Below are 21,783 nucleotides of genomic sequence, written 5' to 3'. Positions count from 1 at the left end.
TTTTAAATGTTGTCACATTTAGCACTTTCTCGAACAGTTTTTGTCTAAAATGTGTTACGATGATACAAAACTCTATTAGGTTTAGAGGTCGTTCAAATGAAACTTACGAATTATACAGATTTCTCATTAAGGGTACTCATTTATTTAGCTTCGAGAGAAAACAATGAACTGTCAAATATTCAGCAGATTGCCGATATTTATGGCATTTCGAAAAATCACCTGACAAAGGTAATTTACCATCTAGGAAAACGTGGTTATGTAGAAACGATCCGCGGAAGAAATGGTGGGATTAGGCTGGGGAAAAGCCCAGAAAGCATTAATATTGGTGAGGTTGTCCGCTATACAGAGGATGATTTAGTCATGGTTGAATGCTTTGATCCGAAGAAAAACAGCTGTATTATCTCCCCGATTTGTTCATTAAAGCACGTACTTCATGAAGCTCTCACTGCTTATTTACGCGTTCTTGACCAATACACATTAAGTGATTTAACACAAAACAAAGATGCTCTAAGAGAGCTTCTGCTCTAAGGCGAAAGAATTTATTTCTTTCGTCTTTTTCTTTACCTCCTTGTAATAATAATTTATTTAAAATAATTATAAATAAATATTGACTATCATGTTTGATTCAATATAATTAGGGTATATAGATTGCTAGAAACCATTTTTTGTTTACAGGAGGAGAAAAAGAATGACAAATTCTAATCATAAAAATTTGACAACGAATCAAGGCGTGCCAGTTGGCGATAATCAAAACTCTAGAACTGCTGGTCACAGGGGGCCTTCATTTCTCGATGATTACCATTTGATTGAAAAACTTGCACACTTTGACCGTGAACGTATTCCAGAGCGTGTCGTTCATGCAAGAGGCGCCGGCGCTTATGGTGTATTTGAAGTAGAAAATAGCATGGAGAAACATACAAGAGCAGCCTTCTTAAGTGAAAAAGGCAAACAAACAGACGTTTTTGTCCGTTTCTCAACGGTTATTCATCCTAAAGGTTCGCCTGAAACATTACGTGACCCTCGCGGCTTCGCTGTCAAATTTTATACAGAAGAAGGCAACTATGACCTAGTTGGGAACAACTTGCCGATCTTCTTTATTCGTGATGCACTCAAGTTCCCTGATATGGTTCACTCTCTCAAGCCAGATCCTGTAACCAACATTCAAGATCCTGACCGTTATTGGGATTTTATGACGTTAACACCTGAATCCACTCATATGCTCACATGGCTCTTCTCTGACGAAGGTATTCCTGCGAACTACGCTGAAATGCGCGGTTCTGGTGTTCATACGTTTAGATGGGTAAACAAATACGGAGAAACAAAATATGTGAAATACCACTGGAGACCATCAGAAGGCATTCGCAATTTATCGATGGAAGAAGCTGCAGAAATTCAAGCAAACGACTTCCAGCATGCGACAAGAGACTTGTATGATCGTATTGAAAAAGGAAATTATCCAGCATGGGATCTTTACGTTCAGCTTATGCCGCTCAGTGATTATGATGAACTAGATTATGATCCATGTGATCCGACAAAGACGTGGAGCGAGGAAGATTATCCGCTGCAAAAAGTGGGCCGCATGACACTGAACCGCAATCCAGAAAATTTCTTTGCTGAAACAGAGCAAGCTGCTTTCACGCCAAGTGCCCTAGTACCAGGAATTGAAGCATCTGAAGACAAACTGCTTCAAGGTCGTCTGTTCTCTTATCCTGACACGCAGCGTCACCGCCTAGGTGCAAACTACATGCGCATCCCAGTGAACTGTCCTTATGCGCCTGTTCACAATAACCAACAGGATGGCTTTATGACAACAACTCGTCCAAGCGGTCATATTAACTATGAACCAAACCGTTATGACGATCAGCCAAAAGAAAACCCTCACTACAAAGAAAGTGAACCGGTTCTTCACGGTGACCGTATGGTGAGACAAAAAATCGAAAAACCAAACGATTTCAAACAAGCTGGAGAAAAATATCGAAGCTACTCTGAAGAAGAGAAACAAGCATTGATCAAAAACTTGACAGCTGACTTGAAAGACGTAAATGAAAAAACGAAATTACTTGCGATCTGCAACTTCTATCGTGCAGATGAAGATTATGGACAGCGTTTAGCGGATTCACTCGGTGTGGATATTCGCTCATATCTTCAAGGAAGCATGAAATAGATCTTCTTTTCAGCTGGAGCACCTCTTTTTAAAAGAGGTGCTTTTTTATAGCCGAAATACGTTAATACTAATCAAATGACCCGTCACCGGATGAAAATAAATTTCTGCATGTGCTGCAAATCGTGTGGAGCCTTCCTTCACGGTCACGCGAAACACATCTTTTGTTTGATCTTCATTCACTTGTGTACGTCCAATGTAATGATAATCGTTTAAAGCGGCGCCTTCATATTCATCTTGCAAGGCAGTATACGCAAGTCTTTCCCAATTCTCTGCCGGCTGCTCGGCTGCTTGTGAAGATGGATGAACCATGAGACTGCCGAATAAAACAATTCCTGCTGCAAAAAGCATCCATAATTTCGGGTGCATGATATCAATATTCTCACTTTCATATCTATTTTGTTTAGGTTTTGCTGGTTGGTTCTTTTTCATACATCAAGCATTTATTCAGCCTATAATTCCCGGTACCCAGTTTATGCAGACACCAACTTTTCCCCTGAAAAAGTCGACCTGATCCGAGCAAACTAATGAGGACTTCTCAAGGGAAAGGAGAAGGTTTAATGAATGTGGCGGATTATGATAAAGCACTTTATTATACGCATCGCTCGCAATGGGATAATTTACTTATTCTTATGGTCCGTACGCAAGATGATTTGCTCTCGAAACGTATTGAGCATTTCTTACATGCGTATCAATTTAACCGGAACGATGCAGATGTTGAAAAATGTTTATATGGACTCCTGCAGTATATCGACCATGCTTCAGAGGCTGCCGTTGCTGAAGCATATGCTGAACCGATGTACACATAAAGAAAAAGGTTAATTTTCTTTCAGATTGTTGACATAGGGCTAGAATGAACTTTATTTTAGCTCTTTGTTTTCAGCCTTTTACTCACCACCTTTCATAAAGAAGAAAAGACTTCATGAGAAATACTCATGAAGTCTTTTGGAATATCCACCATGACTGTTTACAACAGCTCTTTCGGCTGATTTTTTTGATAATCTACCGCATATAGAGCGGCCTGAGTTCGATCTGCCAGCTCTAACTTTGATAACACATGAGACACGTGAGTTTTCACAGTCTTTTCAGAAATAAACAGCGATGAGGCGATTTCTTTGTTACTTTTCCCTTTTGCGATTTCAAATAAGACATCACGTTCTCTATTGGTCAGTTCGTTCATCAATGCCCATTTCTGCTCTTTAGGTTCAGTTAGATGCTGGACAAGAAAAGCTGTAATATGACCATCTAGCTGGTACGTACCATTTTGCACCTCAATCATTGTCGTGAGAAGCTTTTCAGGTGCTACATCTTTGAGCTGATAAGCCTTTGCTCCCGCTTGGATAGCAGGGATCACATAGTCCTTATCTGCATAGCTTGTCAGAATGACAATGCGGACATCCGGCATATCCAGCGTCATTTGCTTTGTCGCCTCAATCCCATTCATTACAGGCATAGAAAGATCCATCAAGACAATGTCAGGCTTTGTCTGCCTCACTACCTGTAGTGCCTCTTCTCCATTGGATGCTTCACCAACGATGTCCACATCTGGCTGGGTTTGCAAGAAAAAGACCAGTCCTTTTCGGACAATGTGATGATCATCTGCAATAACTACCCTCATGACAATCCCTTCCTTTCTTGAGAAAATGGTACTTTCACATCAATCGTCGTTCCCTTACCTAGCTCAGAATTGATGCAAAATGTACCTCCTGCTCTTCGGATACGGTCAGCCATCCCTTTCAGCCCAAATGAAGGAAGACTCATTTGTTCATCATACTGAAATCCCTTTCCCTGATCGATGATTTTCATACCAAACGTATCTCCTGATTGCTCCAGTTTGACCTCTACTTTCTCAACGCCCGCATGCTTTTGGCAATTATTTAGAGCTTCTTGGCATACACGAAATAAGGTTTCGTGCTTTGAATGATCTATTTCCATACAGCCTGATAAAGACAATGAACAATTTAGACCTAAAAGCTGTGCATACTCTTCAATCGCTGTCGTAAATCCTTTTTCAAGCCCTTTTGGTCTTAACTGCCAGATGAGTGATCGCATTTCAATGAGGGCATCTTGTGATAAATGCTGAATAAAATCAATCATTTCACCTAATTTTTGATCACTTGTCATTTGACGCGCTGCCTTTGCAGTCAAACTCACGGAAAACAGCATTTGATTCACAGAATCGTGTAAATCCTGCGCAAGTCGGTTTCGTTCTTCTAAAAGTGCATGCTGCTGCTCATTTTGCACAAGCTTCATGCGCTGAATAGCCGTACCAATTTGCAGTGCAATACTTTCAAGCAGATTCAGCTCCTCCTGTGTAAATGTGACCTTCCCTTTTGCCGCCACATTTAATAAGCCAAACGTACGCTTACATGCTTGGAGCGGAACGGTTGCATGATGGGTAATTCCTTCTGTATCTCCAAGCTTTTGCTCAATCGCCGTTTCAATCCGTTTACAATTGATGATATTGGTAGCTGATTGCAGTGAGCCTTTCGTGTAGCGGTTGATGCAATAGCAATCGTCTTGACACATCAATTGCTTTCGATCCTTTGCCAGCGCTTCAGGTAAGCATACTTCTGCCATTAGTTCATACGATCCGTCTTCTTCTATAAAATAAATCCATGCTGTTTGAAAGCCTGTCACTTCCATAAGCATATGAAGCACTTCATGAAGCGTTTCCTTCATTTCCATCCCTTCATTTAGCTTTTCAGCAATTTCTTTTAACGTTTTTAATGTTTTGACTTTTTCTTGGTAATCTCCCATCGTGTGTACCCCCGGCTTTTACTGCCTCTCTTATCAATATGTTGATTATACCATGAGCATCTGTGCGGCCCTTTCTCAAAAAGGATGATTTTTTCTCATCCTTTTGACTGAGAAAAAGCCATCATGCATGACATGATGGCTTTGTGATATTTTATTTAGCTGTTTCTTCCACAATGTCATAGACGACTTTCATGACTTCTTCTGATAAGTGTTTCAGCTTTTCTTCGCTGTCTGTTAACGATGTGCCTTTGACTGCAATATAAAATTTGACTTTAGGCTCCGTACCAGAAGGTCGTAAACAAAACCATGAGCCATCTTCAAGGAAATATTTCAGGACGTTTGATGCCGGCAGATGAATCGTTTCTTCTTTCTTTTCAGCCACAAGGTGCCTTTGACTTGATTGATAATCCTCAATGACCGTAATGCGCTGACCGGCGATAGAAGCTGGCGGGTTTGATCTAAAGGTATGAAGAATAGCAGAAATCTGCTCTGCTCCTACTTTCCCCTTTAAGGTTAATGACTTTAACCCTTCTCTGTAAAATCCAAATTCCTTAAAAATATCAACAAGCGCATCATATAATGACTTGCCTTGTTTCTTATAAAAGGCTGCGACTTCAACTGCTAATAACGCCGCTTGAACTGCATCTTTATCTCGTGCAAAATCACCGATCAAATAGCCGTAGCTTTCTTCATAGCCAAATTGAAACGTGTATTCTCCGCTTTCCTCGAACTGCTTGATTTTTTCTCCGATAAATTTAAAGCCAGTGAGCGTATCAATCGTGTCAGCTCCAAATGCTGAGGCAACAGCACGCCCAAGCTCACTTGTCACAATCGTTTTCATCACAACGGGGCGAGGCGGCAGCTGACCTAGTTTTTGTTTTTCAGATAATAAATAATGAAGTAGTAAGGCGCCTGTTTGGTTGCCGGTCAAAACGGTAAATTCACCATCATGATTTTTCACAGCGATACCTAATCGATCTGCATCTGGATCTGTCGCAATCAAAATATCAGCATTTTGCTTTTCGCCAAGCTTGATGGCGTATTCAAAAGCGGCATGCTCCTCTGGATTTGGAGACGTAACCGTCGAGAATTGCGGATCTGGTTTTTCCTGTTCAGGTACAACCGTCACATGCTTATAACCAAAGGCCTGAAGTCCGTTTCGGACAGGTTTATTCGCCGTCCCATGAAGCGGGGTAAACACCACTTTGACATCGACTTCTTTTGCAAGCTCAGGGTGCACACGAATCGTTTTTAATTTTTCCATATACGCTTGATCGATTTCTTCACCAATCATGCGGATCAAACCATTTTGCTTCAATACTTCTTCTGATTCCACTGAAATGGCTAATTCATTTTCGATGGCATCTACTTCTTTAATGACTTGATCTGCTTCAAATGGGGGCATTTGGCCTCCATCTTCTCCATAAACTTTATAGCCATTATATTCTGGCGGATTGTGACTTGCTGTCACAACAATCCCTGCAAAAGCATTCAGTTCTCGAACTGCAAAAGAGAGTTCTGGTGTCGGACGCAGTTCGTCAAATACGTATGTTTGAATGCCACTCGAAGCAAGTGTTTTGGCCGCTTCCATCGCAAATTCAGGAGATTTATGGCGTGAATCATAGGCAATGGCGACGCCTCTTTTTTTTGCATCCTCTCCATGTGCTGCAATATACGCAGCAAGACCAGCAGATGCTTTTCGAACAGTGTAAACATTCATTCGGTTCGTTCCAGCACCAATTTCTCCGCGCATTCCTCCAGTACCAAACTCAAGGTTTTTGTAGAAGCAGTCTTCAAGCGCTTGATGATCATCTTGATGTGCCTCCAGCCATTCCCTTAGTTCAGTATCCAGGTGCTTCTCATTGATCCAACGCTCATAATTCGTATTCCAACTCATGGTCGTCCTCCCAGCTCTTATCATCAATAAAATAACATCTACTGTTATTTTATATGGAATTATCCTTCATGTCATGTTATATCATGAACATATGAAAAAACGATGAACAAAATAAAAAAAGCCGATACACGATCGGCTTTTTACTTATTCAGCATCAAGCGGTACGACTGCTTCATGGAATAGTCGGTCTAATTCAGTTTGATGTTTCTGTTTTGTCGCTTCATCCCAGCCAAAACGATCTGCCATATAGTCAACAACAGGCTGTGCATACGTTTTTGCCCAATTGATATTAAATAATAGGCTGCCTGTTCTTCTCAAAAAGAAATCGACAGGTGTAACAGCCAATTCTTCTTCGATCGCATAGACAAGTTCAGCCAACACATATGCGGGAATATTTCGTTTGTCTGCTTCCCCTTGAAGCTGCTCCACACGCTTGAAGACATTGCTGACGTTTGAGCCATATTTCTCAGCTAATTTTTGTGCAATCGGTTCTGTCAAACCAACGGATGCTCCTTCTGCCGTTTTCGCTTGAACAAAGGATGCCATATTTTTTGAACCGCCTACATGCCCGCCTGAAATTGGCATATGTTTCGTTTTACATGGTCCAAAATCTTTTCCAGTTTCCTCTTTAAGTCCATCACGTACAAGATTCACAATGTGTTCAGCCATTTTACGGTAACCTGTTAATTTACCGCCAGCAATCGTGATTAAGCCTGAAGATGATGTCCATACCTCATCCTTACGAGAAATTTCTGAAGGATCTTTGCCTTCTTCATGAATGAGTGGACGAAGACCAGCCCAGTTAGATTCAACGTCTTTCTCTGTAATATGAAGATCTGGGAACATATATTGAATGGCTTTGATCACGTAATCACGATCTGCTTTTGTCATACGCGGATGTTCCAGCTGTTTTTTGTACACTGTATCTGTTGTACCAACGTACGTTTTGCCTTCTCTTGGAATCGCAAAGACCATCCGTTTATCAGGTGTGTCAAAGTAGATTGCTTGTTTTAATGGGAAAACAGATTGGTCAAATACTAAGTGAATTCCTTTTGTATGTTGTAAATGTTTCCCCTCTTTTGAGTGGTCCTTGTCTCTTAGCTGATCGACCCATGGACCTGTCGCATTGACGATTTTTTTCGCATATACATCGTATGTTTTCTGTGTTGTGACATCTTCAATGACAACACCGACAACTTTGCCTTTATCATAAATAAATTCTTTTACTTTCGCATAGTTGACCGCTTCTGCCCCGAATTTCACAGCCTCTTTCATGACTTCAATTGTCAGGCGTGCATCATCTGTACGGTATTCAACATAGTAGCCCCCACCTTTTAAGCCATCCTTTTTCACAAGTGGTTCTTTTGCAAGTGTCTCTTTTGCACTTAGCATACTTCTACGTTCACTATGCTTAACGCCAGCTAAAAAGTCATATACTCTAAGTCCGATTGAAGTTGAAAACTTACCGAATGTCCCGCCTTTATGCATCGGGAGAAGCATCCATTCTGGCGTTGTCACATGAGGACCGTTTTCGTAAACGATGGCACGCTCTTTACCGACCTCTGCGACCATTTTCACTTCAAATTGTTTTAAATAACGAAGTCCGCCGTGTACAAGTTTCGTTGAGCGGCTAGACGTACCTGCTGCGAAGTCCTGCATTTCCGCAAGACCGACACGCATTCCGCGTGAAGCCGCATCAAGTGCTGTACCAGCGCCAGTAATACCCCCACCAATGATAAACACATCATATGGTTTTTTTGTCATGTCCTGAAGCATTTGTTCTCTTTCTAAGCTAGAAAAAGTCATCTCTTGTTCCTCCCATGTTGTACGGTAAAGAAAAAGAGACCGCAAACACCCAAAGCGTATTTCTACACTTCGGTGCTTGCGGTCTCTCCAGTTCTCCAACCGTTCTATTAACTTACTTGAAGTATACCATACTTTTTGTTTATTTGAAAGCTTGAGCTGCTTTTACAGCCTTTTTCCACCCGCTGTATAACGAGTCACGGCTGTCTTCTTCCATTTTAGGTTCAAAGCGCTTGTCAAGGTTCCATTGTTTTGCAATGTCTGAACGGTCGTTCCAGAAGCCAACTGCTATTCCCGCAAGATAGGCCGCACCGAGTGCCGTCGTTTCATTAATTTCTGGACGTTCTACTGGTACATCGAGCAAATCACTTTGGAAGCCCATTAAGAAATCATTCTTTACAGCCCCGCCATCGACACGCAATGTTTTAAGTGAGATGTTTGAATCTTTTTCCATCGCATCTAAAACATCTTTCGTTTGATAAGCAAGTGATTCTAACGTTGCACGAACAAAGTGCTCTTTAGAAGTACCGCGTGTTAAACCGAATACAGCGCCTCGGACATCACTATCCCAATATGGTGTGCCTAAACCAACGAATGCTGGTACGACATATACGCCGTCTGTTGACTCAACACGCTCAGCATAAGCTTCACTGTCTTTTGAGTCTTTAAACATTCTAAGTCCATCACGCAGCCACTGGATCGCTGAGCCAGCAACGAAAATACTTCCTTCTAAAGCATATTCAACTTTGCCGTCAATGCCCCATGCAATCGTCGTTAACAATCCATGATCCGACTTAATTGCTTTTTCCCCTGTATTCATCAACATGAAACATCCTGTACCATATGTGTTCTTCGCCATTCCTTCTTCAAAGCAAGCCTGACCGAATAACGCAGACTGCTGATCTCCTGCCGCTCCTGCAATCGGAATATTTTTACCGAAGAAGTGATAGTCTGTTGTTTCACCATAAATGTGTGATGATGGTTTGACGTCTGGCAGCATGGAAGCTGGAACACCTAAAATATCAAGTAGTTCTTCATCCCATTTCAGATCGTAAATATTGAACATTAACGTTCTTGATGCATTTGAATAATCTGTCACGTGTGATTGACCGCCAGTCATTTTCCAAATGAGCCATGTATCAATTGTGCCAAACAGCAAGTCACCATTTTCTGCTTTCTCACGAGCACCTTCGACATTGTCTAAAATCCATTTCACTTTAGTACCTGAGAAATAAGCATCAATGAGTAGACCCGTTTTATTTCTAAACGTTTCATCGTGCCCTTGCGCTTTTAGCTCATCACATATACCAGATGTTTGTCGTGACTGCCAAACAATTGCATTGTAAACGGGTGCGCCTGTATGTTTATCCCAAACAACAGCTGTCTCACGCTGGTTCGTAATTCCGATACCGGCGATTTGATCTGCTTCAATTCCTGATTCGATTAAAGCAGTTGAAATAACTGATAGAACAGAGCTCCAAATTTCATTTGCATTGTGTTCTACCCAGCCTGGGTTCGGAAAATATTGATTGAATTCCTTCTGAGCTGTATGGGCAATTTTACCTTCTTGATCAAATAAGATCGCTCTTGAGCTTGTTGTCCCTTGATCTAATGCGAGAATATATTTTTCTTTTGCCATGGTGTTTTCCTCCCCTTACATACTTTCATTGACAGCATTTGTCTGGTTTTTCGTAGAAACATAGAGTCCTAACAATACCACAACTAAAATAACGCTTACAATCCAAAAGGCTGGTGTGACGTTCGCTTTAAAGGCTGCATTATAGAAAACACCGCCAAATGCACCGCCCAAAATTGGACCAACAACAGGAACCCAAGCATATTTCCAATTTGATGGACCTTTACCTGGAATCGGCAGAATGGCATGTGCGATTCTTGGACCTAAATCACGTGCAGGGTTAATTGCGTAACCAGTTGTACCACCTAATGAAAGACCAATTGCGACAATTAAGAAACCAACAATCAGCGGATTGACTCCGTCTGCAAATTTATTTGCACCAATCGCTAAAATTCCTACCACCAATACAAATGTACCAATGACTTCACTGAGCACGTTTGCAAAAGTATGCGGAATCGCAGGACCAGTTGAGAATACGCCTAGTTTTGCACCTGGATCGTCTGTCGCTTTCCAGTGTGGTAAGTAATGTAAGAAGACAATAATAGCTCCGAGTAATGCGCCAAGCATTTGACCGACAATATACATTGGAACATCAGCCCAAGGAAAACTTCCTTCTAGTGCAAGACCTATTGTCAGCGCCGGGTTTAAATGTGCACCGCTGATTCCTCCAGTGGCATAAGCTGCAATCGCTACTGCAAATCCCCATCCGAAAGCGATTACAATCCAGCCGGACTGGTAAGCGAGCGATTTCTTTAAACTGACTGCCGCACACACACCGCCTCCGAAAATAATAAGAAGCATTGTACCAACGACTTCACCCCAAAATGGTGTCATGAAAAATTCCTCCTCTGGTTCAGTTGCCATCCCCTATAAATGTGTAGAAAAGATAAAGAAAAAAGATCCACAACAAACATACTTTACATCAGGGTCATTTGTCACCTAGTAAAGCGTCGTTGTGGATCTCCGTTTCTCCATCACATGATATTAACTTAGTGCTATAGTAACAGAGGATGAAAACGTTGTCAATCAATTTTCACATTTTATCTTTTTCACTTTTGGAACGCTTTCCAAAGCTCTGTATTCGATGTGGTGACAGCTGTCGCCCCTGCTGCAAGTGCCCTTTCTACATCTTCTTTTGTTCGAATAAACCCTCCTGCAAATATTGGTATTCCAGCTCTTTCGCGCACTTCTGTAATTAAATCTGGCACGACACCCGGCAATACTTCAATAAAATCCGGACGATGTTTCCCGACAAACTCCATGCTTTTTTCCATCGCACTTGTATCAAGTAAAAACATTCGCTGGATGGCATATACCTTTTTCTGCTTGGCTTTTACTATGACAGAAGACCTAGTAGAAATAATGCCAGCTGGTTTCATTTCCTGACAAATAAATTCCGTTCCGTACTCATCATGTTTGATTCCGTGAATGAGATCGACATGGACAAACATTTTTTTATGATGCGCATTCGCCTCATTCATGATGCCCTTAAGCCGCCCTAAGTGAACATCTAGTAAGACCCCATATGTAAATGGACTTTTTAAAAATTCCTCAAATTGCTTCATATTGCGAACAGCAGGTAGAATGGGTTGATCATGAAAACTCATATGCCGTCTCCTTCTAATGTGTATTGGTTCTATCTTCTCCTTACAGTAATAGAATCGCATGTTTTTTTCAATACACCTAGTGTGCCCATTGACCATTCAGCCTAGCAGGTCGATTAAGACCTGATCCTTTTGGACATAGAAAAAAGCAGAGAAATCTCTCTGCTATAATTGTGCCATGCTTTCTTTTAAAGTATGGATAATGAATGAGGCGTCTTCATCAGTGATATTTAGCGGTGGTGCTAGCTGTGCCACGTTATTATAGCCAGCCACTGTATCGCCATTTTTCCCGATGATCAATCCCCGCTTTTTACATTCTGCAATCAATTGACCGACTACACTTGGATCAGCTGGCTTTTTTGACGCCTGATCCTGCACAAGCTCAATCCCAAACAGCAGGCCTTTTCCTCTCACATCACCGACAAATGGATGCTCTTTTAACTCTTGCAAACGATCGAGCATGTCTTGGCCAAGCTTGCCTGACCGCTCCACTAATTGCTCGTTTTCCATGATCTCTAGGTTAGCAAGCGCAACCGCACAGGAAGCAGGGTGACCGCCAAATGTATTCACATGCCGTAGCCTGTCATACGTATCTTCTCCTGCATACGCTTCATAAATGTCTCGTTTCACGCACGTTGCAGATAGCGGTAAATATCCACTTGTGATCCCTTTTGCCATGGTGATAATATCTGGTTTTACCTCTTCATGCATAAATCCAAACCGCTTTCCTGTCCGGCCAAAGCCGCATATCACTTCATCCACAATGAGGAGCGCCCCATGATCTTCACAGATTTCTTTCACCTTCTTCAAATATCCTTTTGGCGGCATTAAGATACCGCCTCCTGTAATCATCGGCTCCATGATGACGCCAGCAATGGTCTCACTTAATTCCCACGTCATAGCTTGATCGATTGCATCAGCACTTGCCAAGCTCTCTTGATCTTCAGGATGCCGGTACATATCAGGCGGTGCGACATGGATAAACCCCTGCCCTAACGGTTCATATTTGTACTTACGCTGCGCTTGACCCGTTGCGGCTAGAGCTGCTGCTGTATTGCCATGATACGATCGATATCGGGAAATGAATTTTGTTCGTGTACTCTCTCCCTTTTGCGCATGATATTGTTTGGCTATTTTAAATGCCGCTTCGTTCGCTTCAGAACCACTGTTAGAAAAGAAAATCACATAGTCCCCGCCTAGCCATTCATTGAGCTTCTCAGCCAGCTGAATCGCTGGCACATGGCTTTGTGTCAGTGGGTAGTAAGGCATCGTATTTAATTGCCTATACGCCGCTTCTGCAAGCTCTTTACGTCCATATCCGGCATTTACACACCACAACCCTGACATCCCGTCTAAATAGCGATTTCCATGAATATCTGTCACCCATGCGCCTTCTGCCTCATGAATCACCATACTTTCATTTTCTTTGTTTGTCCCTTTCATATGATGCCAAATGAACTGATCATCTTTCGCCTGAAGATCTTGTGCGTTATGTGTTTTCATCTTCCCACGCCCCCATGTATCCGTTTTCATCATCAAAGAAGCTTAAACCGGTCCTGCATATGACCTCTCCATTCATTATATGGATAAAAAGTGAGGCATATGAAACTGAAACAAGACCGCCCGTGTCGTTACTCTCATTATAAAAAAGGGGCCAGACACATTACATTAGACAGATCGTCAACTGATTGAAAAGAACCATGAGACACTCTACTTGATCCCTTGGCAAATCTAACATATACCGTTAATGGCGATTCCCCTGTAAAAATTCATAAGCAAGGATCGCAAATTCAAGCGCTTGACGTTTTGGCGCTTGCATCATATCCTCACCAAGTAAAGCATGAAGCTTATCCAATCTGTGATAAAGCGTCTGCCTCACAATATAGAGCTGGCTTGCGGTTTCTTTTTTAGAACCGTTTGTCTGTAAAAAGATATTCAGCGTCTGATAGAGCCTTCCGCTATTTTGTTTATCATATAGAATCACCGGCTCCAAATACTCTTTCACCATGCATTCTAATAACCCGCTTTCTTTCATGACAGGCATCAATCGAAGCATATGTAAATCTTGATAAAATGGGCTTTCTACCCGCTGCGGCATCACTTTCTTTAAATGCAGCACTTCTTTCGCTGCTTGAAAACTTTTTCTCATGTACTGAAATTGCTCACAATATGAACCGATTCCATAATTGATGACTGCCTCGCCGGGCTTCTCACGGTCATATAATTGCGTGATGTCGTTTGCCGCTTTTTCTGCACGCTCTTTCCAGTCCTCAACTTTTCTTGTATTCAATAAAATAAATAAGGTTTGTCCTTGATGCTCGTAAACAATCAAATAGAAACCAGCACGCTGAAAAATAGAACGGCAAGAGACAAGAAAATAAAGATTCCCTGCGATTTCTTCTATTTGGTGGTTTTTTTGAAAGAGCATCACCACACAGCCGGTCGGTTTTTTCAGTCCTTCTGTTTCCTCAAGGTGTTCTATGATCTCTCTTTCTGTATGATCTTCATGAAACCATTTTTGCAGCCATTCATTCTCTTTTGTCTTCTTCAGCTCTTCTGTATACAGCTCTCTTAATGTTTGCTGGGCAAGGGCATTCGCTCCTTTATCCATCACAAGCAGTTCAAATTCCGAGAGCGTGTTCGATTGATGAATGAGGACGAGGTCTGCAAAGGTTTGTTTGAGTGCAAGGACTTGTTTTTGCGTCACTTCATATCCTTTTGGTAATGAAGCATATTGCAAATAATTCATCACAAGCTCTTCTGTTTGTTTGGAAGAATCACATAAAATAATCGGCTCACCTTGAACAGGGATCAACAAAAGAATCCCTCTCACGTGCTGATACACTTGATCCAAAATATCCATCTGCGGATGAGGAGTCAATAAAAGCTCATTCAACTTGGACGACAGTGTTTCTAAATCCGCCATCATCTGATACTGACGCTCAATCATCATCGTATGGAGATGCTGTGTAATATTGACGAACTTCACTTCTTTTGTAAACAGAATAAGCGGAAAATCACGTTCTTCTGCATAAATAATCAGTTCTTCCGGTACATCAAACCGGAGCGGTACAAATTCAATACATAGTCCAGCCGCACCTGAGTCAATCAACTGCCTTAAAAATGCCTGAAAGACTTCCAATTGATCATGGAAGCCTGCGGCCGTCGTTAAGATCAGCTCGCCTCCGTTTAACAAATCCTCTACAGCAGGCACTTCAAGTACATGTACCCATTTTACCTGCCGAAACAATCCCTTTTCCCCAGCTAACACTTTCGCATGCGTAAAATGCTTCGTTTTTAACACATCACTTACTTGAAAATGAACATCTACATTCATTCATAAGTCCCCCTTTGTTTGCCGTCCCCTATCCCAGAGGGTGCATGGATAAAATCCATAATAAAACAGGTAAAGTCACAATACTTAAAATCGTACTGAGAAACGTCGTGCTTGAGACAAACTCAGGCTTCGTTCGAAATTGCACAGCCATCAGTGTTGTATTCGCCGCTGTCGGCATCGCTGCAACTAAAATCATAATTTGTTTCACCAAATCATCTACAGGTAAAATAAGTGTAAAACCAAAGGCGATGAGAGGTGAAATAAACAGCTTGAGCAGCACCGCATAGGAAATATTGCGATAATCCACTTGTTTAAAAGAAATCACTGCGAGCTGCATACCTAAAATCAGCATAATCGTTGGTATCGCTGCATCCCCGACCAGCTGAACACCTGTCATAAGCTCTTTAGGTAATGAAAGGTCAATGAGCTGAAATAATAAACCAAGAAGAGCCCCGTAAGCAACCGGCATACGCAGCACTTTTTTTAGAACGATCTTCAAGTCTCCCGCGTCCTCTCCACCTTTTGCTGCATAATACATGCCGATCGTACTCATGACGAGCTGCTGAAGGACCATTAGCACAATCGCAATATCTAAACCAGCTGCTCCAAAAACAAGAAGGACAACAGGCGTGCCGTAATTTCCATTATTCATAAATGCTGATGACAAAATCATGGCACAATACGTTTCATTCGAATACCCGTAAATTCGAGATAAAATGAAGACACATAAAACAAGTGAAAGACAAAGCCCTACGACAAATATAGATAAGTACACATAGTCCATCGATACTTTATTTTGATAAAAGGTTTCAAACGCAAGAAATGGTGACATTAAATATAAAGACATTGATGAAAGCGTATGTATATCAAAACCAATTGTCTTCTGCCCAATATACCCTATAAGGAATATGCCGAACACTGGCATTAAGACAAGTAAAAACTCCATGCAGCACCTACTTTTCTCTAGATGAATTCCTTATTTTTTACCCTCTTATCATACCACTGATCATCAATAAAAAAGAAGCACCCTTATGAAAGGTCGCTTCTCTCCTCATCCATATAAAACACTTCCCATAAATGACCATCACGATCCTGAAAGCTCCAGCCATACATGAAATCATGGTCTTGTTTTTCCTTAAACGGTGAACCACCAGCTGCGATCGCACGCTCTACAAGCTCATCAACCTCTTCCCTCGTCTCGACCTGTAAAGAGATAATGACCTCTGCGCCATTTCTGGCATCTACCAATTCCTTCTCTGAAATGGATTGGAAATGCTTAAGTGATAACAGCATGACTGTGATCGTCTCATTCATCACAAAACAAGCAGCATGTTCATTCGTCAGTTCTTGTTGAAAGTCAAAACCCAGCTGTTCAAAGAAAGCCTTTGACTCATTTACATGCTTAACCGGCAAATTGATATACAGATGTTTAGATTCTCGCCCCATATCCCTCTCCCTTTGTAAAACATCATTTCCATTCAGTATATTCGTCTTTTCATTTGGCATCCCTTTGTCGCATGAAAAAATAAGCGGTAAGCCCCATTACCTTATTTTAACAAAAATGTATAATAAATCTAGTGCACAATACTAAATGAACTAGGAGGTTTTCTTAATGAAAACAATCGCAAAATCTTTGATGCTCTCCACCTCTGTCCTTTTATTCGCTTCACCTATTACACAAACAGCTGATGCTGCATCTATTCAAACGAAGCAGGTGACAGCAGAAAGTGATTTTCAGCTTCCTTCAACAACAGACACCATTAAACAAAACATCGAACAATCTTTCCAAAAACAAGAAAAGTGGCTACAAAAGTTAGAAGTGATTGCCGGACAAGAAAAACGTGAACAATTTGAGCAGTTTTTCAACCAGCATGTAGGACCTGATTTAAAAAATCTTTTAGAAGAGCCTGCTCTTACATGGAAACAAGTAGAAAAAACGATTTATCAATCTCTTGTCAAATCAGACGTTCCATTTTTAGCTGCCAAAAGCATTGCCCACTTTGCTACACTCGCATTAAAGAAAATGTAAACATAAAGAAAAGCGCCTCGCATAACTGCGGGGCGCTTGTTTTAATTATTTCTTATATTCAATATGGTACACGTCTCTTCTTCGGTCTTTCAGCTGACGAACCGTCCCATCTTGACGCTGCCTTCTTAATATTTCTAAGTCGACATCACCGACAACCACCATTTCAATATTCGGGTTGCATTCCCCTACAATGCCATCTCTTGCGAATTCAAAATCAGATGGTGCAAAGATTGCTGATTGTGCATATTGGACATCCATGTTTTCTGTTTGCGGAAGGTTTCCGACCGTTCCAGAAATGACCGTATATATCTGATTTTCAACCGCTCTCGCCTGCGCACAGTAACGTACTCGTAAATAGCCTTGACGGTCTTCTGTACAGAATGGAGTGAAGATAATTTTCGCTCCTTTGTCAGCTGCAATTCGAGCAAGCTCAGGGAATTCAATATCGTAGCAAATTTGGATCGCAATTTTCCCGCAATCCGTATCAAATACCCGGACTTGGTCACCAGCTGAAATCCCCCACCATTTTCTTTCATTCGGAGTGATATGCAGCTTGTATTGCTTTTCAATCGTTCCATCACGTCTAAATAAATAGGCGATATTATAGATTTTCCCTTCCTCTTCAACGAAATGAGAACCACCGATGATATTAATGTTGTACTTGACCGAGAGATCTGTAAACAAATTAATGTAGTCCTCGGTATATTCTGTGATCCGCTGCACTGCTAGACTTGGTGATCTCTCTTCTAAATATGACATAAGCTGCGTTGTAAAGATTTCCGGGAAAACGGCAAAGTCAGCTGACGCATCTGATGCCACATCCACGTAATACTCCACTTGATTCATAAACTCTTCAAAGGAATGAATTTGCTTCATTGCATATTGAATGACACAAATTCGTACTGGGAACGCCGATTTATAATATCTTTTCGATTGCGGACGATAATCGACATTGTTCCATTCCATTAGCGTTGCGTACGTACTGGAAGCTTTATCATCCGGCAAGTAATTCGGATTGATCCGCATCAGGCTAAATTCATTTAACAGCTGAAAAGATAGCACAGGATCATAAATTTGGTGTAGCATGACTTGCTCTACATATTGGCGAGGCGTCATTTCCTCTTGATATTTATGATAATTCGGGATACGTCCGCCAATGATGATGCTTTTTAAATTTAATCTTCTCGCTAAATCTTTTCTTGCTTCGTATAAACGATGACCGATTTTCATCCGGCGGTACTCAGGACTGACCATTACTTCAATTCCGTACATATTCATCCCATCTGGATTATGGTTTGTGATATATCCATCATCTGTGATGTCCTGCCATGTGTGACGATCATCGTATTCATCAAAGTTAATTAATAAACTTGAACATGAGCCAATGATTTCTCCCTCGAATTCCGCACAGAACTGGCCTTCTGGGAAATGTTCAAGGTGGCTTTCAAGGTGCTCTTTTTTCCAAGGGTCCATGCCTGGAAAGCATACCTCTTGCAACGCAATGATTCGGTCGATATCTTCTTCTCTAATATTTCGAATCACCATTCTTTTTTCAAATCGCGTTAAATCTAGTTTTTCTGCCATGATGTATTGCCCCCTTACTGATCCTCTTTTTCAAGCTGATGGAATAGCTGGAGCAATTCGATTTCAGCCATGGATTCTAATCTCGCATCATATTCTTCAAACTGCAGTGTGCTCGTCACTTTATTTGGCACGATGACACATTTCATACCCGCTCGTTTGGCAGCGATTGACCCATTCACAGAGTCCTCAAATGCCACGCAATCTTTTGGCTCAACGCCTAAGCATTGTGCGGTTTGCAAATAAAGTTCTGGGTGAGGTTTCACTTCTTCCACATCGTCTGACGTGCGGATACATTCAAAGTAATCGAAAAGTCCAATTTGTTTCAGGTGATCAGACACCCATTTATAATCTGAGCTGGAAGCAAGTCCAATCTTAATTCCAAGCTCCTTTGCCGCTTCTAAATAAGCTTCTACACCAGGTCTTGCTGCTTCGTCCTTCATTCTCTTTTGAAAACGTGAACGCCGGTCTTCTGTGAGTGCCTCATGATCTAATGTCTTCCCTAACTGCTCTTCCAAATATTCAAAAGGCTTAAAACCTGCCTGCGTTCCAATCACATTTCCCCATACAGACAGAGGCAACTCCGATTCATGCTCCGCAAACATTTCCTGCAGAACCTCATATTCATGTGTTTCTGTATCTAAAATTAATCCATCAAAATCAAATATAATCGCCTTTACCAAAGAGGCCACTCCTTTTTTCCGAAAGTCTGAAATATCTTCCATACTGCTATCATATCGTGAATAAAATTGACTTTCAAAGATGAATGTCTGCTAAAATGATTATGTATAAAAGGAGCCTGCATCGTTTTGTCAGGCTCCTTTCATGTTCGATTCTTTCTGCAAGAGATCCAAGCGCTCCGATTCGTGGAGAATAGACATTGTTGAAAAAGAGCGGAATTGGTATTACAGATCTTGAAGGTTTCTCCGTTCCCTTAAAAATAGTATGTGCGACGACCTTGTAAGTTAACAAGGAAGTTCACACCAACTTTTACGCATTTTGAAGGTGACGGCCTGCAAAATCATCTAAATCAAACGGGAAAGAAAAGCCGCACGCATTAACTTGTTCACGGTTGAGTTCAAATAACTCACGATCTCGTTTTGTGATATGTCGCTTCGGCTTTAAAATAATGGTATGTAATAGCTGAAGACCTGATAAGATACGAAAAGCATCATCCATTGTCCCGTTATACACACCATCAATGAATGTAAGCGGGGATTGTTTTTCCTGCGCTTCTCCATTGACAGAATGGGATAAAAGATCTTCAATTTCCTTTGATACTTCTTCAATTGCCTGCTCTTGAAGGTCTGTCGCAGCTTTCATTAATCTCACGTGGCATCTACCTCTCTGTCGTTATTACTCCATTCAGAATAGCACAGAAAAAAAGTCATTCGCTAAGGTAAGTGTTTCCTATATATACCCAAAGAGAGGACGAATATCATGATCATAAAAGGACACACGCTCTCCCTAAAAGTAGGTGAGCAGCAAAATGGCATTTCCTTAAGTCAATTTTTAAAAGAGGAAGTGTCTGCCTCTAAACCGATTATCCATTTTTGGATGGAGCACCAAAAAGTCCGTCTCAATCAAAAACCTGCCCACCATGCTGCAAAAGTGAGTACAGGTGATCAGATTCTCATTGATTTATTTGAGACGGAAGAAAGTGATGTGACGCCAGAATACGGTGAATTAGAGGTACTCTTTGAAGACGAGCATTTATTAGTTGTCCAAAAGCCTGCTGGAAGGCCGACGCATCCAAATGAAAAAGGACAAACAGGTACGCTGGCGAACCTAGTCGCTTTCCATTTTCAAGCAAATGGAGAAGAAAAGCGGGTCAGACATATACATAGGCTGGATCAAGACACAAGCGGCACCGTTATTTTTGCCAAACACAGGTTGGCACATGCTGTACTCGATCAAATGCTTTCAAAAAAAGCGATTAACAGAACGTATCTTGCCATCGCACAAGGACTGTTTAAGAAAAAGAAAGGAACGATCCAAGCAGCCATTGGACGTGATAAACACCATGCCGTCAGAAGGAGGGTTTCTCCTACTGGTCAAAGCGCCAAGACTCATTATGAGGTCTTCCATCTCAATAAACGTTTACAGATGACGGCCGTTAAGCTGCGATTAGAAACAGGCAGAACGCATCAAATTCGGGTCCATCTTAGCAGTCTCGGGCATCCTTTAGCTGGCGATACATTATATGGCGGGAAGCGTGACCTGATAAACAGGTGCGCCCTTCATGCCAAACAAGTAGACATGAACCATCCATTCACAGGTGAAAAGCTGACGATAGAAGCACCGCTCCCACCTGATATGGCTGAATTAATGGACAATATGTAGAAAAAAGAGCCTGATCATACAGGCTCTTTTGACGTTAGACAGATGCTCTTTTCGCATAAATAATGTACCGCTCTGGTGCGTTGCCGACAAAATGAAATGGATAGCATGTGGTTAACACAAGCTCTTCTTTTTTATTTTGTAAGGTAATAATGGATGTATCATGCTGATCCACAATTTTCGTATGCGTAATTTCATAAACAAACTCACCATACGGTACAGTGATTTTCAGCTGATCCCCAATATCCAGTTCACCAGTCCGGCGGAAGACCGTATCCCTGTGTCCCGACAAAACGATTTGTCCATTTTGATCAGGGTAATAACTGCCTTTGTAATGACCGACGCCTTTGGCAAGGTCGTCCGCATCTGTCCCTTCAACAATCGGCAAATCGGCTTTTAATTTCGGAATGGTCAGGATGCCAGAGGCTTTCCCCATTTCAGGTGAAAATTTTTCCTTTGTCATCCCTTGATCAGTTTCTACGACCTTTTTTGCTTCCTCTAAAGAATGTGCTGTTTGTAGGTGAGTAGAAGCGATTTGCCAGATTCCCCAGCCAAGCACCACAATTCCCGCTGACATGACAATCACTGCAAGCCATTTTTTCATGCGTTAACTCCTTTGTCTTTGCTGATGATTC

Annotated in this window: 21 protein-coding genes; 5 read left to right on the top strand and 16 right to left on the bottom strand. The window is 41.6% G+C overall.

Going from position 1 to position 21,783, the window contains the following annotated elements:
• Positions 1–96 precede the first annotated feature (96 nt).
• Both ACTJJD_RS10120 and ACTJJD_RS10115 read left to right on the top strand, forming a co-directional pair.
• Positions 97–528, top strand: a complete 432-nt coding sequence (locus tag ACTJJD_RS10120) for an Rrf2 family transcriptional regulator (protein WP_007497090.1) — start codon at positions 97–99, stop codon at positions 526–528.
• A 160-nt stretch (positions 529–688) separates the two neighbouring features.
• Entirely contained in the window at positions 689–2,164 is a 1,476-nt protein-coding gene (locus tag ACTJJD_RS10115; protein WP_024719958.1) for a catalase, read from the top strand.
• Between the two features lie 45 nt (positions 2,165–2,209).
• Here ACTJJD_RS10115 and ACTJJD_RS10110 read toward each other — a convergent pair whose 3' ends face one another.
• Complete coding sequence (locus ACTJJD_RS10110) at positions 2,210–2,530, bottom strand: YqzG/YhdC family protein (RefSeq protein ID WP_370539199.1); 321 nt, start codon at positions 2,528–2,530, stop codon at positions 2,210–2,212.
• A gap of 191 nt (positions 2,531–2,721) precedes the next feature.
• Between ACTJJD_RS10110 and ACTJJD_RS10105 the strand changes: the two genes are divergently transcribed.
• Positions 2,722–2,970 carry a YhdB family protein gene (locus ACTJJD_RS10105; RefSeq protein ID WP_008349000.1) on the top strand — a complete coding sequence of 83 codons (249 nt, stop codon included), beginning with the start codon at positions 2,722–2,724 and terminating at the stop codon, positions 2,968–2,970.
• Between the two features lie 158 nt (positions 2,971–3,128).
• On the opposite strand, the gene ACTJJD_RS10100 is transcribed toward ACTJJD_RS10105, so the two are convergent.
• From ACTJJD_RS10100 to ACTJJD_RS10050, 11 genes are all read right to left on the bottom strand, one after another.
• Positions 3,129–3,779, bottom strand: a complete 651-nt coding sequence (locus ACTJJD_RS10100; RefSeq protein ID WP_007497084.1) for a response regulator — start codon at positions 3,777–3,779, stop codon at positions 3,129–3,131.
• Positions 3,776–4,921, bottom strand: coding sequence for a GAF domain-containing sensor histidine kinase (locus ACTJJD_RS10095; protein WP_406886431.1), 1,146 nt, complete (start codon positions 4,919–4,921; stop codon positions 3,776–3,778). Before ACTJJD_RS10095 ends, ACTJJD_RS10100 begins: the two co-directional genes overlap by 4 nt.
• Positions 4,922–5,072: 151 nt before the next feature.
• The gene (locus ACTJJD_RS10090; RefSeq protein ID WP_096881181.1) at positions 5,073–6,818 is read right to left on the bottom strand and encodes a phospho-sugar mutase; all 1,746 of its coding nucleotides are present in this window, start codon (positions 6,816–6,818) and stop codon (positions 5,073–5,075) included.
• 144 nt (positions 6,819–6,962) lie between these two features.
• Complete coding sequence (glpD, locus tag ACTJJD_RS10085) at positions 6,963–8,624, bottom strand: glycerol-3-phosphate dehydrogenase (protein WP_039169256.1); 1,662 nt, start codon at positions 8,622–8,624, stop codon at positions 6,963–6,965.
• A 139-nt stretch (positions 8,625–8,763) separates the two neighbouring features.
• Entirely contained in the window at positions 8,764–10,260 is a 1,497-nt protein-coding gene (glpK, locus tag ACTJJD_RS10080) for a glycerol kinase GlpK (RefSeq protein ID WP_007497075.1), read from the bottom strand.
• 15 nt (positions 10,261–10,275) lie between these two features.
• Positions 10,276–11,091 carry an MIP/aquaporin family protein gene (locus ACTJJD_RS10075; RefSeq protein WP_008349011.1) on the bottom strand — a complete coding sequence of 272 codons (816 nt, stop codon included), beginning with the start codon at positions 11,089–11,091 and terminating at the stop codon, positions 10,276–10,278.
• Positions 11,092–11,306: 215 nt separating this feature from the next.
• A complete protein-coding gene (locus ACTJJD_RS10070) occupies positions 11,307–11,864 on the bottom strand; it encodes a glycerol-3-phosphate responsive antiterminator (protein WP_017360356.1) in 558 nt (185 codons plus the stop codon).
• 162 nt (positions 11,865–12,026) lie between these two features.
• Positions 12,027–13,364: an aspartate aminotransferase family protein gene (locus tag ACTJJD_RS10065; RefSeq protein ID WP_057079762.1), complete on the bottom strand. Its 1,338-nt coding sequence runs from the start codon at positions 13,362–13,364 to the stop codon at positions 12,027–12,029.
• A 241-nt stretch (positions 13,365–13,605) separates the two neighbouring features.
• Entirely contained in the window at positions 13,606–15,198 is a 1,593-nt protein-coding gene (locus ACTJJD_RS10060) for a PucR family transcriptional regulator (RefSeq protein WP_440608355.1), read from the bottom strand.
• Between the two features lie 28 nt (positions 15,199–15,226).
• Positions 15,227–16,144, bottom strand: coding sequence for an AEC family transporter (locus ACTJJD_RS10055; RefSeq protein ID WP_440608354.1), 918 nt, complete (start codon positions 16,142–16,144; stop codon positions 15,227–15,229).
• 83 nt (positions 16,145–16,227) lie between these two features.
• Positions 16,228–16,644 (bottom strand): VOC family protein, encoded by a 417-nt coding sequence (locus ACTJJD_RS10050; RefSeq protein ID WP_047946633.1) that lies wholly within the window; start codon positions 16,642–16,644, stop codon positions 16,228–16,230.
• A 166-nt stretch (positions 16,645–16,810) separates the two neighbouring features.
• On the opposite strand from ACTJJD_RS10050, the gene ACTJJD_RS10045 reads away from it, so the two are divergent.
• Entirely contained in the window at positions 16,811–17,227 is a 417-nt protein-coding gene (locus tag ACTJJD_RS10045) for a hypothetical protein (RefSeq protein ID WP_024719949.1), read from the top strand.
• A 45-nt stretch (positions 17,228–17,272) separates the two neighbouring features.
• Here ACTJJD_RS10045 and ACTJJD_RS10040 read toward each other — a convergent pair whose 3' ends face one another.
• The 3 genes from ACTJJD_RS10040 to ACTJJD_RS10030 all read right to left on the bottom strand — a co-directional run bounded on the left by ACTJJD_RS10040 (position 17,273) and on the right by ACTJJD_RS10030 (position 20,140).
• The gene (locus tag ACTJJD_RS10040; protein ID WP_007497061.1) at positions 17,273–18,811 is read right to left on the bottom strand and encodes a bifunctional GNAT family N-acetyltransferase/carbon-nitrogen hydrolase family protein; all 1,539 of its coding nucleotides are present in this window, start codon (positions 18,809–18,811) and stop codon (positions 17,273–17,275) included.
• A gap of 14 nt (positions 18,812–18,825) precedes the next feature.
• A complete protein-coding gene (locus tag ACTJJD_RS10035) occupies positions 18,826–19,491 on the bottom strand; it encodes an HAD family hydrolase (protein ID WP_017366913.1) in 666 nt (221 codons plus the stop codon).
• Positions 19,492–19,798: 307 nt separating this feature from the next.
• Positions 19,799–20,140, bottom strand: coding sequence for a DUF5365 family protein (locus ACTJJD_RS10030; RefSeq protein WP_178929977.1), 342 nt, complete (start codon positions 20,138–20,140; stop codon positions 19,799–19,801).
• A gap of 108 nt (positions 20,141–20,248) precedes the next feature.
• Here ACTJJD_RS10030 and ACTJJD_RS10025 point away from each other — a divergent pair, with 108 nt between their 5' ends.
• On the top strand, positions 20,249–21,151 hold the full coding sequence (locus ACTJJD_RS10025) for an RluA family pseudouridine synthase (protein WP_108611627.1): 903 nt from the start codon (positions 20,249–20,251) through the stop codon (positions 21,149–21,151).
• 34 nt (positions 21,152–21,185) lie between these two features.
• Here the strand turns inward: ACTJJD_RS10025 and ACTJJD_RS10020 are convergent, their stop codons facing one another.
• The gene (locus ACTJJD_RS10020) at positions 21,186–21,752 is read right to left on the bottom strand and encodes a class D sortase (protein WP_025207002.1); all 567 of its coding nucleotides are present in this window, start codon (positions 21,750–21,752) and stop codon (positions 21,186–21,188) included.
• Positions 21,753–21,783 lie beyond the last annotated feature (31 nt).

Source organism: Bacillus sp. 22446, from assembly GCF_052044955.1.
Taxonomy (GTDB): domain Bacteria; phylum Bacillota; class Bacilli; order Bacillales; family Bacillaceae; genus Bacillus; species Bacillus altitudinis.
Note: the sequence above shows the minus strand (reverse complement) of the source record. Positions and strands in the feature narration are given on the sequence as shown.